Source organism: Bifidobacterium sp. MSTE12 (assembly GCF_000513015.1).
GTDB classification, from domain to species: Bacteria; Actinomycetota; Actinomycetes; order Actinomycetales; family Bifidobacteriaceae; genus Bifidobacterium; species Bifidobacterium dentium.
The window spans coordinates 34,350-50,705 of record NZ_AZYA01000007.1; the positions used below are offsets into that span (position 1 = coordinate 34,350).

5 protein-coding genes, 1 tRNA gene and 2 pseudogenes are annotated in these 16,356 nt (G+C 63.1%); all 8 read left to right on the forward strand.

Going from position 1 to position 16,356, the window contains the following annotated elements:
- Positions 1-10: 10 nt before the first annotated feature.
- A pseudogene (locus HMPREF1494_RS00960) lies at positions 11-6,344 on the forward strand (fatty acid synthase subunit beta domain-containing protein); the annotation flags it as partial.
- 1,595 nt (positions 6,345-7,939) lie between these two features.
- Positions 7,940-9,376 (forward strand): annotated as a pseudogene (locus HMPREF1494_RS11935) (beta-ketoacyl synthase N-terminal-like domain-containing protein); the annotation flags it as partial.
- A 233-nt stretch (positions 9,377-9,609) separates the two neighbouring features.
- A complete protein-coding gene (locus HMPREF1494_RS00965) occupies positions 9,610-10,065 on the forward strand; it encodes a holo-ACP synthase (protein ID WP_034518567.1) in 456 nt (151 codons plus the stop codon).
- Positions 10,066-10,214: 149 nt separating this feature from the next.
- On the forward strand, positions 10,215-12,029 hold the full coding sequence (locus HMPREF1494_RS00970) for an alpha-amylase family protein (RefSeq protein ID WP_034518572.1): 1,815 nt from the start codon (positions 10,215-10,217) through the stop codon (positions 12,027-12,029).
- An 89-nt stretch (positions 12,030-12,118) separates the two neighbouring features.
- Positions 12,119-12,192: transfer RNA gene (locus HMPREF1494_RS00975), tRNA-Gly, on the forward strand.
- Positions 12,193-12,327: 135 nt separating this feature from the next.
- Positions 12,328-13,014, forward strand: a complete 687-nt coding sequence (locus HMPREF1494_RS00980) for a hypothetical protein (protein WP_003842695.1) — start codon at positions 12,328-12,330, stop codon at positions 13,012-13,014.
- Between the two features lie 147 nt (positions 13,015-13,161).
- Positions 13,162-13,431 (forward strand): 30S ribosomal protein S15, encoded by a 270-nt coding sequence (gene rpsO, locus HMPREF1494_RS00985; protein ID WP_003807806.1) that lies wholly within the window; start codon positions 13,162-13,164, stop codon positions 13,429-13,431.
- Positions 13,432-13,661: 230 nt separating this feature from the next.
- The gene (locus tag HMPREF1494_RS00990) at positions 13,662-16,301 is read left to right on the forward strand and encodes a polyribonucleotide nucleotidyltransferase (protein ID WP_034518577.1); all 2,640 of its coding nucleotides are present in this window, start codon (positions 13,662-13,664) and stop codon (positions 16,299-16,301) included.
- Positions 16,302-16,356: the final 55 nt, after the last annotated feature.

Here is a 16,356-nt window from a genome sequence, read left to right on the forward strand (position 1 = left end):
AAGGAACATCATGAACGCCTTTTTTCTCGATCGACTGAACAGCGAGCCGCACGCGCTCGCCTTCGCCGGCCAGTCCACGCCGTGGCCCGTGGCGCTTGCCGACCAGAGCACCAATCCGGTGCTCGACGGTGAGCTGCACGCTCATGCCGCTGCGGCACAGGCCCTGCTCTACCCGGTGGCCGCGGACCTGCTGGCCACCACGGGACGTCCGGTCGACCTGTTCGGCTTCGAGGCGAATCCGGCCCGTCTTGGCGACGCCGCATCCGCGGCGGCCAGCGTTCCGGGCATTGCGCTCACCCAGTTGGGTGCGCTGATCGACGCCGCCGAACTCGGCTACAATCCGGCCAAGGCCAAGCCGATCGCCGTGCTTGGCCACTCTCAGGGCGTGCTTGCCGTACATATGGTTCAGGCCATCGAACAGGCCGGTTCCATCGCGGCGGCCACCGCGCAGATCGATGAGATTCTTGCGATCGCTACGCTGATCGGTGTTGCCGGAACCCGCCAGGCCCGCCAGTTGGGGCTTGCCGCCCGTCATGGCGAGGCGACTCCGATGCTGTCGGTCAAGGACATCACCCGTGCCCAAGTGGATGCGCTGATCGCACGTGTTTCCGGCGTGCACGGTCCGATCGCCGTGGCCGTGGCCAATTCCGCCACGCATTACGTACTGTCGGGCTATCCCGAAGATCTTGCCGCATTCGGCGTGGAGGTCGCCAAGGAGCATAGGCGTCAGGCCAAGCTGCGTGAGGAGAAGGTGCGCGGCGGCCGTGTGTTCGATCCGGTGCTCGAATATCTTGACGTGACCCTGCCATTCCACAGCCCGCTGATGGCCGAAGCTGTTTCACAGACTGTTTCATGGGCGCAATCCTGCGGCATTGATGCCGATCATGCCCGTGAGCTTGCCGCCGAGGTGCTGTTCAACCATGTGGATTGGGCCGCCCGTGTGAGCGCCCTGATGAAGTCCACCGATCCGAGTGCCTTGTGGGTACTGGACTTCGGTCCCGGCGCCACCGTGGGCAAACTGTTCTCCACCGTGGCCCAAGGTACGGGCGTCGGTGTGGTGGAAGCCTTCACCACGGCCGATCGCGGTGCGCTGTCCACCTTGGAGACCTCACCGGAACGCACCCAGAATTGGACCCGTTTTGCGCCGAGCGTCATCCATACCGCTGCCGGCGACAAGGTGCGTACCGCGTTCACCGAGCTCACCGGCAAGGCTCCGGTGTTGCTCGCTGGCATGACCCCGACCACCGTGGAACCGGAAATCGTCGCCGCTGCCGCCAACGCCGGCTACTGGGCGGAACTCGCAGGCGGCGGCCAGGTGACCGCCAGTGTGTTCGACCGCCATGTGGCCAAACTCGAGGAGGAGCTCGAGGAAGGTCGCACCGTCGAATTCAACGCCATGTTCATGGACCGCTATCTGTGGAACCTGCAGTTCGGTTCCCAGCGCATCGTGCCGAAGAAGCGTGCCAGCGGCACCCCCATCGACGGCGTGGTCATCTCCGCCGGCATTCCGGAATTCGATGAAGCCGTGGAACTCATCCACAGCCTCAATGCCGATGGCTTCCCGTATGTGAGCTTCAAGCCGGGCACCATCGACCAGATTCGTCAGGTCGTACGCATCGCCAAGGCCGTGGCCCCCACCAAGGTGCTGATCGAAGTCGAAGGCGGCTCCGCCGGCGGGCATCATTCCTGGGAGTCCCTTGACGATCTGCTGCTGAGCACCTATGCCGAAGTGCGTGAACAGTCCAATCTCGTGCTCGTGGCCGGTGGCGGCATCGGTACGCCGGAACGTGGCGCCGACTACATCACCGGTGAATGGTCCACCGAATACGGTCGTCCGCTCATGCCGGTGGACGGCGTGCTTGTCGGCACCGCCGTCATGACCGCCAAAGAGGCCCACACCAGTGCGGAAGTCAAGCGGATGCTCGTCAACACTCCGGGCATCGACGCCAAGGGAGCCGCCGGCGATCCGTTCGCCCCGCTGGGTGAGCAGTGGGTGCCGAGCGGCCAGGCCTTGGGCGGGGTGACCTCCGGACTGAGCCACCTGCATGCCGACATCTACGAGCTGGAGAACTCCTCCGCCCGCTGCGGCCGTCTGTTGGTGCGCGTCATGAAGCATCCCGAGGAGCTGGAAAGCCGTCGCGAAGAGATCATCGAAGCGCTGAACGCCACCGCCAAGCCGTATTTCGGTGATTTGAAAACCATGACCTACCTTCAGTGGGCCCAGCGTTTCGCCGACCTTTCCTTCCCATGGGCCGACGAGACCTACGCCGACCGTTTCCTGCACCTGCTGCAACGCATCGAAGCGCGCGTCACCGAGCAGGAAAGCGGTGAGTTCACGTCGCTGTTCGCCTCCCGCGCCGACGTGCAGGCCGATCCGCACGCCGCCATCGCCAAGCTGGGCGAAGCCTATCCGCAGGCCGATGAGCTGACCGTCACCCCGATGGACGAGGCCTGGTTCCCGACCTTGGTGCGCGAGTATCCCAAGCCCATGCCGTTCGTGCCGGTCATCGACAACGATCTGTTGCGCTGGTGGGGTCAGGACCAACTATGGCAGTCGGAGGACCCCCGCTACTCCGCCGATTCGGTGCGTATCATTCCGGGTCCGATCTCCGTTGCCGGCATCACCACCGTCGACGAGCCGGTGGCCGACATCCTCGGCCGGTTCGAATCGGCCATGGTGCAGCGTGTCGCCGCGCATGACGTTGCGAAAGACCTGAGTGCCTTCGCGCAGCTGGGTGCCGCGACTTGCGCCGAGGAGTTCATCCGCAAGTCGCCGAACATCTCCTGGGTCGGCCATCTTATGGCCAATCCGGCGTACGGCACCGATAACGGCGACGCCGATTATGAAATCCGTAAGGTCGGCACGAACGGCGACGTCGAACAGTACGATCTCGACATCCACCTCGACACCTACTGGGACAACGATCCGGACGGCGGCGCCTCCAAGCATGCCGTGCGTGACATCGTGATCCCGCTCAACGTCAACGGCACCGAAGCCGGTCTGTTCCCGGTCGTGGACCGCGACCGCCTGCCGGAACATGTGTATCGCATGCTCGCCGACACCGCAGGCATCGGCAACATCGCCATCACCGGCGACAAGCTCACCGCCATGCCGACGATCGAACGAATGGAAGACGCCGCCGACCGTCCGTTCGGCGAAGCGCACACGCAGTATACGTTGTCGGCCAACCTCGGCTTCGACCATGAAGCGGCCACCGGTGGTGCGCTGCCGAACGACCTTGTGCCGTCCCGCATCGCCCCCGATGCGCTTGTCGGGCCGGCATGGCCGGCCATCTATGCGGCCCTCGGTTCCGTATATGTCAAGGGCTTCCCGGTCATCGAAGGCCTGCTCAACGCCGTGCATCTCGACCATCTTGTGGAACTCGAGGTGAACGAGGACGAACTCCTCGAACACACCGGCGAAACGATCGCCCTCACCAGCTGGGCCGAAGACTACTTCGAGTCCGCTTCCGGACGTGTCGTGACCATCCACGTCACCCACACCGCCGAAGACGGCACCCTGCTGGCCAATGAAACCGAGCGTTTCGCCATCCGCGGCCGCGCATACTCCGACGCATTGCCGCCGGAAGCGCCGGATTACGGCGGGCTCGATGCCGAAATCGAAAGCACCCCGCGTCGTCTGCTACGCCGTGTCACGGTGACCGCCCCGCACGAGATGACCGCCTTCGCGCGCACCTCCGGCGACTTCAATCCGATTCACACCTCCCATCGCGGCGCCGCAGTCTCCGGCTTGACGGCCCCGCTGGTACACGGCATGTGGCTGTCCGCGACCGCGCAGTACGCGGTGCAGGCGCTCGACGACAAGGGCGCACATTATGAGATCGCCGGCTGGACCTACAACATGTACGGCATGGTGCAGCTTGACGACGAAGTGGAAATCTCCATTGAGCGTGTGGGTCGTGTGGCCCACTCAGGCATGGTGCTGGAAGTGACCAGCCGCATCGACGGCAACATCGTCTCCCGCGCGACCGCCATCGTGCGCGCGCCGAAGTCCGCCTTCGTCTACCCCGGTCAGGGCATCCAGAAGCAGGGCATGGTGCTCGATGAGCGTGCCAAATCCGCTGCCGCCCGCGACGTATGGGAGCGTGCGGACAAGCTCACCCGCAGCAGGCTCGGCTTCTCGATTCTCGCCGTCGTACGCGATAATCCGAAGGAGCTGACCGCCAACGGCGTAACCTACCGTCATCCGGAAGGTCTGCTCAACCTTACCCAGTTCACGCAGGTGGCGCTCGCCACCGTGGCCTTTGCCCAGACCGCGCGTCTGCGCGAAGCCGGTGCCGATATCTGGCCGGCCTATTTCGCCGGTCATTCGCTGGGCGAATACAATGCGCTGAGTTCCTTTGCGAACGTGATCCCGCTGGAAACCGTGCTTGAGCTCGTGTTCCACCGTGGTTCCACCATGCACCATCTCATTCCTCGCGATGAGAAGGGCCGTTCCAACTACCGCATGGGTGCGCTTCGCCCGAATCAGTTCGGCGTGGGCGACGACGGCGTGCGTGAGTACGTTGAGTCCATCGCGAAGGCCTCGGGTGAGTTCCTTGAGATCGTGAACTACAACCTTGCCGGACAGCAGTATGCCGTGGCCGGCACCATCGCGGGCTTGAAGGCGCTGCAGGCCGATGCCGCCCGCCGCGTCGCCGAATGTGGAGGCAAGCCGGCGTTCATGCTGGTGCCGGGCATCGACGTGCCGTTCCATTCCACGCTGTTGCGCAAGGGCGTGCCGGAATTCCGCGACAAGCTCGACGCATTGCTGCCGGCGCACATCGACTATCGCGGCCGCTTGGTCGGTCGCTATATCCCGAATCTGGTGGCTGCCCCGTTCGCGATGACGAAGGAATTCGCGGCCAGGATTCTCGAGGTTGTACCATCCGAACGGATCAAGGCCGCGCTCGACGATCCGCAGGTGTGGGATTCCTACGCCGAGGACGATCAGAAGCTCGGCCGACTGCTGCTCACCGAGCTGCTGTCGTGGCAGTTCGCTTCGCCGGTACGTTGGATCGAGACGCAGGCCCTGCTGTTCTCTTCCGTGGAGCAGGGCGGTTGCGGTATCGAGGAATATGTTGAGGTCGGTCTCGGCAATGCCCCGACGCTTGCCAATCTTGGTGCCAAGACCCTGCGACTGCCGCAGTTCTCGGGTCGTGACGTGACCGTCTATAACGTCGGTCGCGATGAGGGCCGCGTATACATGACCGATTCCGATTCGCTCGTTGCGCAGGATGATGCCGACGATTCCGCCGTTGCCGAGATGTCCACACAGACGGTCGTACAGACGGCCGCGCAGGCTGCCACTCAGGATGCTTCCCCGGCTCAGCCTGCCGCCGCACCTGCATCGGTTGCAGCCGCTCCGTCGGCTCCCGCCGGTGCCCCGTCCGGTGCGAACGTCGCCGACATGCCGTTCAAGGCGGCCGACGCCATCGCCATGTTGCTGGCCTATTCCGCCAAGGTGCGCCCGGACCAAATCGGCGATTCCGATACCACCGACACCCTGACCAATGGCGTTTCCTCTCGCCGTAACCAGTTGCTCATGGACATCAGCTCCGAACTGGGAGTGGCTTCGGTCGACGGTGCCGCCGAGGCGACCGTCAAGGCGCTGAGCGCTCTGGTGAACAAAGTGGCGCCGAACTATAAGGCTTTCGGGCCGGTACTTGCCGACATCGTACGCGACCGTGTCCGTGGCCTGTTCGGCGCGGCCGGTGTGAAGCTCGGTCAGATCACCAAGCGTGTGACCGACACCTGGCAACTCGGCGAAGGATGGGCCAGCCATGTGGTGGCCGCTCTCGTGCTCGAGACCCGCGAGGGTGCCAGTTCGCGCGGCGGTGATCTTGCCTCGCTGACGGCCGCCGCGGCTTCCAATGCCGCCGAGGCCAATGCGCTGATCGATGCGGCCGTGCAGAAGGTCGCCTCCGACAGGGGTGTGGCTGTGTCCATGCCGAGCGCCGGTGGTGCGTCCGGTGGCGCAGTGGTCGATTCCGCGGCTCTGGACGCATTCGCGGCCAAGGTGACCGGTGCCGACGGCGTGCTCGCCTCCACCGCCAGATTCGTGTTGGACCAGCTGGGTGTTGCCGCGCCGGTGGCCGACGAACCAGCTGATGAGGGTTCGGCCGTGGTCGCCGCCGTCGAAGCCGAGCTTGGCTCCGACTGGCCGAAGCAGGTCGAACCACGGTTCGATGCCCGCAAGGCCATACTGTTCGATGACCGTTGGGCCTCCGCACGTGAGGACCTCGCCCGTGCCTACTACGACAACGACGCTTCCATTCTGGACGGCGGTTTCGTCGGGCTTGGCAAGGCCATTGCCGCCGAAGCCGATTGGTATGCGGACAGGATCGCGTCCGAGGGGGAGACCACGCGGTCCGCCCTCGCCACGGCCTTCCGGCATGTGGCCATCGAAGCGCTCAACGGTATCTCCGATGACGCTTCCGCCAGCAGGTTCGCAGGCGATGTCGCCGTCGTGACCGGTGTGGCTCCGAACTCCATCGCCGCTCAGGTCGTCAACGGCCTGCTTGCCGGTGGCGCGACCGTCGTCGCCACTTCGCACAGTTTCAAGCCGAGCGTGAAGGCGTGGGCCAAGCAGACCTATCGTGAACATGCCGCAGGCGACGCCAGGCTGTGGCTGGTGCCGGCGAACCTCTCCAGCTACCGCGATGTGGACGCGCTCGTGCAGTGGGTCGGCAACGTGCAGAAGAAGACTTCCGGCGCAACCACCACCATCCTCAAGCCTGCCTACGAGCCGAGCCTGTTCTTCCCGTTCGCCGCGCCGCCGGTGCATGGCACTTTGGCTGACTCCGGCGAGTTGTTCGAATCCCAGGCCCGCCTCATGCTGTGGGGCGTGGAACGTGCGATTGCCGGTCTTGCCAAGATCGGCGCCGACACCGACGTGCAGCACAAGCTGCATGTGATTCTGCCGGGTTCGCCGAACCGTGGCATCTTCGGCGGCGACGGCGCGTACGGTGAGGTGAAGAGTTCGTTCGATGCGATCGTGAACCGTGCCCGTGCCGAAAAGGCGTGGTCCGGCCGGGTCACATTCGCCCATCCGAAGATCGGTTGGGTACGCGGCACCGGTCTGATGGGTGGCAATGATCCGTTGGTCGCAGTGGTGGAACGTCACGGTCTGAAGACCTATTCGACCGCCGAGATCGCGGTGAAACTGCTCGATCTGGCCACTCGCGAATCTCGTGAGGAAGCCGTCAGGGCTCCGCTCGACGTGGATCTGACCGGCGGCCTGGGTGCCGAACCGATCGACATCAGGGCGCTTCGTGCCGAAGCCATGGCCGATGCCGAGGCCAAGGCCGCCGAGCAGATCGGATCGCAGGATGCAGACGGTTCCACGCCTGAGGGAGCCATGCTGATCAAGGCGCTGCCTTCCCCGCGTGCCCCGCGCCAGGCGGCGGTCGATCTGAAGGATTGGCAGAACGTCACCGCACGTCCGGAAGACGAAATCGTCATCGTTTCCGTGGGTGAACTGGGCCCGTGGGGCTCCGGCCGCACCCGCTTCGAAGCCGAACTCGGCATCCATGCCGACGGGCGGGTCGATCTGTCCGCGGGAGCGGTGCTCGAACTCGCTTGGAACATGGGTCTGCTGACTTGGAACGACAGTCCGAAACCAGGTTGGTACGATGCCGACGGCAACCTGGTTCCCGAAGAGGACATCGCCGAACGCTACCACGACGAAGTCGTGGCCCGTTCCGGCATCCGTCCGTTCGACGAAGGCATGGGCGGCGATTATCAGGGCGGTACCGACGAGGAGGAGGCCGAAGTCTTCCTCGATCACGATGTGACCTTCGCAGTGCCGACCCGCCAGATCGCCGAAGAGTACGTCAAGCTCGACGAAGCCCACGCTTCCATCGCAGCCGATGCCGAGTCGGGCGAATGGAACGTGACCCGTCATGCCGGCTCCATGATTCGCGTGCCGCGGCGCGCAGCCATGACCCGTACGGTCGGCGGCCAGTTCCCGAAGGGCTTCGATCCGGTCAAGTGGGGCATTCCGGCCTCCATGGTCGGCGACGTCGACAAGATCGCCCTGTGGAACATCGTCACCACCGTCGACGCCTACCTGTCCGCCGGCTTCACGCCGACGGAGATTCTCGAAGCCGTACACCCGTCCATGGTGGCCTCCACGCAGGGTACCGGGTTCGGCGGCATGGCCTCCATGAGGAAGCTCTATCTGGATCGTTTCCTCAACCATGAGATTCCGACCGACATCCTGCAGGAAGCCCTGCCGAACGTCGTTGCGGCACACGTGATGCAGTCCTACATCGGTGGCTACGGCAATATGATCCAGCCGGTCTCCGCCTGCGCCACCGCTGCCGTCTCCTTGGAGGAGGGCGCCGACAAGATCGCCCTCGGCAAGGCCGACTTCGTGGTCACCGGCGCAATCGACGACATCGGTGTGGAATCCGTGATTGGATTCGGCAACATGAACGCCACCGCCAATTCAGAGGAAATGTACGCCAAGGGCATCGACGCGCGCTTCTTCTCGCGCGCCAACGACCGTCGTCGCGGCGGCTTCGTGGAATCTCAAGGCGGCGGCACCATCCTGCTGACCCGTGGCGACGTCGCGTTGAAGCTGGGCCTGCCGGTCGCCGGCGTAATCGGATTCGTGCACTCCTATGCGGACGGCGCGCACACGTCCATCCCGGCTCCGGGACTGGGAGCGCTTGCTGCCGGCATGGGTGGCAAGGATTCCAAGCTGGTGCACGATTTGGCCAGACTCGGCGTGACCCCGGACGACATCGCCGTGGTCTCCAAGCATGACACGTCCACCAACGCCAACGATCCGAACGAGTCCGAGCTGCATAACACACTGGCTCATGCCATCGGCCGTACGGACGGCAATCCGTTGTTCGTGATTTCGCAGAAGTCGCTCACCGGCCATGCCAAGGGCGGTGCCTGCATCTTCCAGGTCAACGGGCTGACGCAGCTGTTCAAGTCCGGCGTGGTTCCGGCGAATGCGGCGCTCGACTGCGTCGATCCGAAGCTCGAGCGCGACGATCACATGGTCTGGCTGAGGGAACCATTGAAGATCGGTGCCGTCAAGGCGGGTCTCGCCACTTCGCTGGGCTTCGGCCACGTGTCCGGCTTCGCCGCAATCGTGAATCCGGGCGCCTTCGAAGCCTCCGTGGCGTACACCGCAGGTCGTGAGGCCCTGAAGACATGGCGTGAGCGCGCCAACGCACGTCTGGCCGCCGGTCAGCGCCGCCTCGAGGAAGGCATGATGGGTCGTGCCGCGCTCTATGAGCCGATCGACAACCGTCGCTTCCATGAGGACGGCCGCGGTTACGACGCCCACGAGGTCGAAAAGGCCATGCTTCTCGACCCGAACGCCCGTCTGGGAGCATCCGGCTACTTCGAGGCGTGAAGGTCGGGCTGGCTTGCACAGGCAGGCCAGCCGTCCTGTCGAAATGATTGACGAAAGCCGCCGTCGGCGGGTCGTCCGAGCCGCATTGCGGTACCGTGACGACCCGCCGACGGCGGGTTGCCGTATTGCGTAGGGAATCTCCCATTGGTTCGGCGATTGGGGGTTCCTACGATTGATGTGCGCAGGCAGCGGTCGTCGGAACGTTGCGGTTGAGGTATGAAAGGGATCGTTCAATGCTGGGCTTGGGACATGACGTGGTTGACGTGGGCGCGTTCGGCGAACAGTTGGGCTTGTCCGGCTCGCGCATGCGCGGATTGTTCTCCGCGCGCGAACTACGCCAGGCGGCGCAACGTGCGAAGGCCAAGAACGACGGTGAGACGGTGCATCTCGCCGTCCGCTGGGCCGGTAAGGAGGCTTTCCTCAAGGCTTGGTGCGAGGCGTTGGCTTTCGTGGCGGAACGTGATGCCGCCACTCCCGCACGCCCCTACACCATTGACGCTTTCCCTTGGCCGGACATCGAAATCCTTGACGATTCGCATGGCGTGCCCCATGTCTGCCTGCCCCCGGAAGTGCGGTGCAAGTTGCGGGAATCCCTGGGATCGCCGCAATGCTATGCGATACACATCTCCTTGAGTCATGACGGAGCCATCGCATCGGCGGTGGCGTATATCACTACCGACAGGGGGTGATGGGTGGCCATCAAACGTTTGAGAGTAGGTGAGAGCACGCGTCGAACCGGTTTGGTAAACGCAATGAGCCGCGCTACACTGAGTGGCAACGCAGCAACGGAAGCTGCGTAAAGACTCACAACAACGAAGTTTCCCAAAGGAGTCCGCCCATGGCCGCACGTTCCAAGTCCGACGAAGCATTCGCAAATCGTCTCGCGCAACATGGCGAGGAGCTGGAGGAACTGTTCACGAGCCTGTATGGCGATGCCGAAGCGTTGGAAAGCCTGCGAGAGCTCATGAATGAGGCCCATGCGGCCCGACCGGCCGATCTGAAGCGTCTCGACACCAAACGCGTGGCCGATCCGGAATGGTACAAGCGCGGCAACATGTTCGGCATGACCATGTATACCGACCTGTTCGCCGGAGATCTTAAGAATCTCGCCGAGAAGGTGCCCTATCTCAAGGAGCAGAAGCTTACCTACCTGCATCTGATGCCGCTGCTGAAAATGCCGCATCCGCAGAACGACGGCGGCTATGCGGTGGAGGATTTCGATTCGGTCGACCCGAGCCTGGGCACCAACGAGGATCTGGCTGCGCTCACCAAGAAGCTGCGCCGCGCCGGCATCAGCCTGTGCCTCGACTTCGTGATGAACCATACCGCATCCAGCCATCGCTGGGCCAAGGCCGCACAGGCGGGCGACCCCGAATATCAGGGCTATTACTATTGCTACGACGACCGCACCGTCCCCGATCAGTATGACGCCGTCGTACCGGAGGTCTTCCCGGCCACCGCACCCGGCAACTTCACATGGAACGAAGACATGCACAAGTGGGTGCTCACATCGTTCTATCCGTTCCAGTGGGACCTGAACTACCGCAATCCGAAGGTGTTCATCGCCGTGATGAAAAGCGTGCTGGGACTCGCGAACCTCGGTGTCGAGGTATTCCGCATCGACGCCGTGCCGTACATCTGGAAGGAGCTTGGCACCAACTGCCGCAATCTGCCACAGGTGCACACCATCGTGCGCATGCTGCGCATCGTGCTCGAATGCGTCTGCCCGGCAGTGGTGCTCAAGGGCGAGGTGGTGATGGCCCCGAAGGAACTCGCCGCCTATTTCGGCACTCCCGAACATCCCGAATGCCACATGCTGTACAACGTGTCCATCATGGTGAATCTGTGGAGTGCACTCGCCAGCGGTGACGTGCGCCTGCTGAAGGACCAGCTCGACAAGCTCGACGCGTTGCCGGGGAACTGCTGGTTCGTGAACTATCTGCGTTGCCATGACGATGTCGGCTGGGGCCTCGACGAGCCGGAGGAGCTTCGCCTTGGCATCGATCCGCTGAAGCATAAGGAGTTTCTGTATCACTTCTATGAGGGTTCCGTACCCGGCAGTTGGGCCATGGGCGAGCTGTACAACTACGACGAGGCGTCGAAGGATGCGCGCAGCTGCGGCACCACGGCCAGCATGTGCGGCGTGGAACGTGCGCTGATCACGCACGACAGGCCGTTGTTGGACATTTCGATGAAACGCGATCTGATGATGCATTCGGCCATGGCGTTCCTGCGAGGCTTCCCGATGCTGAGTTGCGGCGACGAGATCGTGCAGCTCAACGGTTGGGAATACAAGGAGGATCCGGATCGCGTCGAGGACTCCCGTAATCTGCACCGCAGTCCGTTCAATTGGGAGAATGCCGAGAAGCGCAAGCAGGCCGGCACCCTGCAGAAGCGGATGTGGGACGGTCTGAAGGGCATTCGCGAGATGCGCGACGATCCGTGTTTCGGTCCGGATGCATGGGTTACGACGTGGGATGCGCACAATGATGCCGTATTGGCGATGGTGCGCCATGTGGAAGGACGCACGGTGCTGGGACTGTTCAACTTCTCGTCCGCACGCCAGACCGCCTACCTTGATTCCGACGGCGACATCATGCTGCCCGCCGAGGTTACCCTCGAACCCTATCAGGTCTGTGTGGCCGAAGCATAGGACAGACAGGGGAGACTTGCGATTGTTGGGGGAGTGTGTATAATGGCTCGAGTCGTTTCGTGTCGGCTCGGGCCGACGCAAGGCGGTACGCGGATGTAGCTCAATGGTAGAGCCTCAGTCTTCCAAACTGATTACGCGGGTTCGATTCCCGTCATCCGCTCCATAACGGGCTTAAGAGAAGAAGCAAGGCGTGCCTGATGGCACGCCTTTTGCATACCTGCCGTGCGATTGCGTGACGTGCCGGGTATGCTATAACTGCTGCGAGACGACGCGACGGTCGCAGGAATCGCATGTATAAATGGAGCGGAACATGGCACAGGCGAAAAGCAACAAGGCTGCGGAAGCCGTTGACGGCGCGGTTGAGACGGTCGACGTTTCCAAGCACCCGACCGCATCCATCGAACGGTCCGACCTGTCCTTGGCCGACATCGAGCGCCGCGAATCGCATCCGGGCCGTTGGGTGCTGTTCATCGTGCTGGTGCTGGCGGCCATGATCGCGCCCTACTGGTGGGGCCGCGCCATCGCGGTGAAGGACGCCACCTGGCTGGTCGCGCATCTGAGTTTTCTGAATCCCCGCGGCGTCGCGCTGATTTCGTGGACCGTCACCATCATGACGATGGCCGGCCTGGGGCTTATGGTCGCCGACGCGAAGAAATGGCTGTGGGGTACGATCTTCGTCATCGGCCTGGCCGCCGAACAGTTCGTGGCCGGCCTGTGTCTGCTGAGCTTCAACTTCTGGAATGCCACCTATGTGATGTACGGCAATGCCTCGGGGCTGGCGAATGCCGCCAATCTCGGCATCATCGCGGCCGGCTTCGGCGTGGCCGTCTATGCCGTGCTGTGGGTGGGGCTGCTGGTGTGCATCAAGAAGGAATCGAAGCTGAACGTATTGACGCGCAGCTGGGCCTCGTTCATCCTGTTTTTCGTGATCGAGCTGGTCGCGCTGGGCGTGGTGCTGTTCGGGGGGTTGCTCACCGCCGTCTGACATCGGTCCGTCCGATTCCGCGGATTCGCATCATGATGATTTGGTCCGGGCTTCGTGTATGATTGCCATTTGGCGTGTTTCGCCCGCGGATAGAGAGCGCGCCGGTATTGGGCCGGCAGCACCGCGCAGCAACATAAGGAGGATGCCGTGGCACTTACGGCTGAGGAAAAGCAGGAAATCATCAAGACTTACGCTACCCACGAGGGTGACACCGGCTCCCCGGAGGTCCAGGTTGCTCTGCTGACCAAGCGCATCGCTGATCTGACCGAGCACCTCAAGGAGCACAAGCACGATCACCATTCCCGTCGTGGTCTGCTGCTGATGGTCGGTGACCGTCGTCGTATGCTTGACTACCTCAAGCGCGTTGACATCAACCGCTACCGCTCCCTGATCGAGCGTCTGGGTCTGCGCCGATAGTATAATCTTCCGCCCGAGCGTCATACGGCGCCCGGGCGTTTTTGCATGACAGCCGCGATGAGGAAAGACAGTATGAAGGCCCAACGGTTTGGGGCGTAAGAGGTCTAGAATCAAGGATTGAGGAAAGCGACGAAGGTACCGTCGCGTCACGCATGTTGAAATCGGTGGACGTCCGCTGAAGAGGACAACCGATAGTTGGTTAAGTAAAGTACAGAAAAAGGAGGAACCCTATGGAGGGTCCCGAAATCAAGGCTGTAGAAGCCGTTATCGATAATGGTTCATTCGGCAAGCGCACGCTGCGCTTCGAGACCGGTCGTCTCGCCCAGCAGGCGGATGGTGCCGTCGCCGCCTATCTTGATGATGATTCGATGATTCTGTCGACCACCACCGCCGGTTCCAGCCCGAAGGAGAACTACGACTTCTTCCCGCTGACCGTCGACGTGGAAGAGAAGATGTATGCCGCCGGCAAAATCCCGGGCTCGTTCTTCCGCCGTGAGGGCCGCCCGAGCTCCGAGGCCATTCTCGCCTGCCGTATCATCGACCGTCCGCTGCGTCCGTTGTTCCCGCACACCCTGCGCAATGAGGTGCAGGTCGTCGAAACCGTACTCGCCGTCAATCCGGATGATGCCTATGACGTCATCGCACTGAACGCGGCTTCCGCCTCCACCATGATTTCCGGTCTGCCGTTCGAAGGCCCGGTCTCCGGTGTGCGTCTGGCTCTGATCGACGGCCAGTGGGTCGCCTTCCCGCGTTGGAGCGAGCGTGAGCGCGCCGTGTTCGAAATCGTGGTCGCCGGCCGCGTCGTCGAGAACGGTGACGTCGCCATCGCCATGATCGAAGCCGGTGCCGGCAAGAACGCCTGGCACCTCATCTACGACGAAGGCCAGACCAAGCCGGACGAGGAAGTCGTCGCCGGTGGTCTCGAAGCCGCCAAGCCGTTCATCAAGGTGATCTGCGAGGCCCAGGCCGAGCTCAAGAAGATCGCCGCGAAGGAAACCAAGGAATTCCAGCTCTTCCCGGAGTATACCGAGGATCTGTACAACCGTATCGACGAGATCGCGCACGCCGACCTCGATGAGGCTCTGTCCATCGCCGAGAAGCTGCCGCGTCAGGATCGCATCCACGAGATCAAGGAAGGCGTCAAGGCCACCCTCGCGGAAGAGTTCACCGACATGGACGACGCCGAGAAGGACAAGGAGATCGGCAACGCCTTCAAGGAGCTGCAGCGCCAGATCGTGCGCCGTCGTATCTTGACCCAGGATTACCGCATCGACGGCCGTGGCCTGCGTGACATCCGCACCCTGTCCGCCGAGGTGGACATCGTGCCGCGCGTGCACGGTTCCGCCCTGTTCCAGCGTGGTGAGACCCAGATTCTGGGCGTCTCCACCCTGAACATGCTCAAGATGGAGCAGCAGATCGACGCACTGTCCGGTCCGCAGTCCAAGCGTTACATGCATAACTATGAGATGCCGCCGTATTCCACCGGCGAGACCGGTCGCGTCGGTTCCCCGAAGCGCCGTGAGATCGGCCATGGCGCCCTCGCCGAGAAGGCTCTCGTGCCGGTGCTGCCGAGCCGCGAGGAGTTCCCGTACGCCATCCGTCAGGTCTCCGAGGCCATCGGTTCCAACGGTTCCACCTCCATGGGTTCCGTGTGCGCCTCCACGCTGTCCCTGCTCGCCGCAGGCGTTCCGCTGAAGGCTCCGGTCGCGGGCATCGCCATGGGCCTGGTGTCCGGTGACGTCGACGGCCAGCACATCTTCAAGACCCTGACCGATATCCTCGGTGCCGAAGATGCCTTCGGCGACATGGACTTCAAGGTCGCCGGCACCTCCGAATTCATCACCGCCCTGCAGCTCGACACCAAGCTCGACGGCATTCCGGCCGACATTCTGGCCTCTGCCTTGCAGCAGGCCAAGGAAGCCCGCACCACCATCCTCGAGGTCATCAACGAGTGCATCGACGGCCCGGCCGAGATGAGCCCGTTCGCGCCGCGCATCATCACCACCACCGTTCCGGTCGACAAGATCGGCGAGGTCATCGGTCCGAAGGGCAAGATGATCAATCAGATCCAGGAAGAGACCGGCGCCGAGATCGCCATCGAGGATGACGGTACCGTGTTCATCTCTTCCGAGGGCGGCGAGGGTGCCGAAAAGGCCAAGGAGATCATCGACTCCATCGCCAACCCGCACGTGCCGGAATCCGGCGAGACCTATAACGGCAAGGTTGTGAAGACCACCTCCTTCGGTGCCTTCGTGAACCTGACCCCGGGTACCGATGGCCTGCTGCACATCTCCCAGATCCGCAACCTGGCCAACGGCGAGCGTATCGACGCCGTCGAAGACGTGCTCAAGGAAGGCGACACCGTTGAGGTGATCGTGCAGGGCGTCGACGACCGTGGCAAGATCAGCCTCGCCATCCCGGGCTTCGAGGATCAGGAATCCTCCGCACCTCGCCGCGAGCATGGCGACCGTTCCGATCGTGATGACCGTCGTGGCGGCCGTGGCCGTCGTGACGATCGTCGTTCCGATCGTGACGACCGTGACTACGATGATCGTCCGCGTCGTCGTCGTTCCGATCGTGACGACCGTGATTATGATGATCGTCCGCGTCGTCGTCGCGAACGTGACTATGACGATCGTGACGACCGTGACTACGATGATCGTCCGCGTCGTCGTTCCGATCGTGACGATCGCGACTACGATCGTGATGACCGTCGTTCCGACCGTCGCGGTGGTCGTGGCCGCCGTGATGACCGCAATCCGCGTTACGCCGCCGACGAGAACTACGACGAGTACCGCGCCGATCGCGAAGAGCGTTCCGAACGCCCGCGTCGCCGCATTCGTCGCGACTTCGATCCCTTCGAGGACTGATGGCGAAGGCTGATAGCTAGAGGCTTCATCGCAACGAACGCGTGGAGGGCCGCCC

What these genes read in the sequence shown, in the direction of transcription:
- HMPREF1494_RS00990 (WP_034518577.1), top strand. Translation starts at nt 13,662, where the DNA reads ATGGAGGGTCCCGAAATCAAGGCTGTAGAAGCCGTTATCGATAATGGT.
- HMPREF1494_RS00970 (WP_034518572.1), top strand. Translation starts at nt 10,215, where the DNA reads ATGGCCGCACGTTCCAAGTCCGACGAAGCATTCGCAAATCGTCTCGCG.
- HMPREF1494_RS00980 (WP_003842695.1), top strand. Translation starts at nt 12,328, where the DNA reads ATGGAGCGGAACATGGCACAGGCGAAAAGCAACAAGGCTGCGGAAGCC.
- HMPREF1494_RS00965 (WP_034518567.1), top strand. Translation starts at nt 9,610, where the DNA reads ATGCTGGGCTTGGGACATGACGTGGTTGACGTGGGCGCGTTCGGCGAA.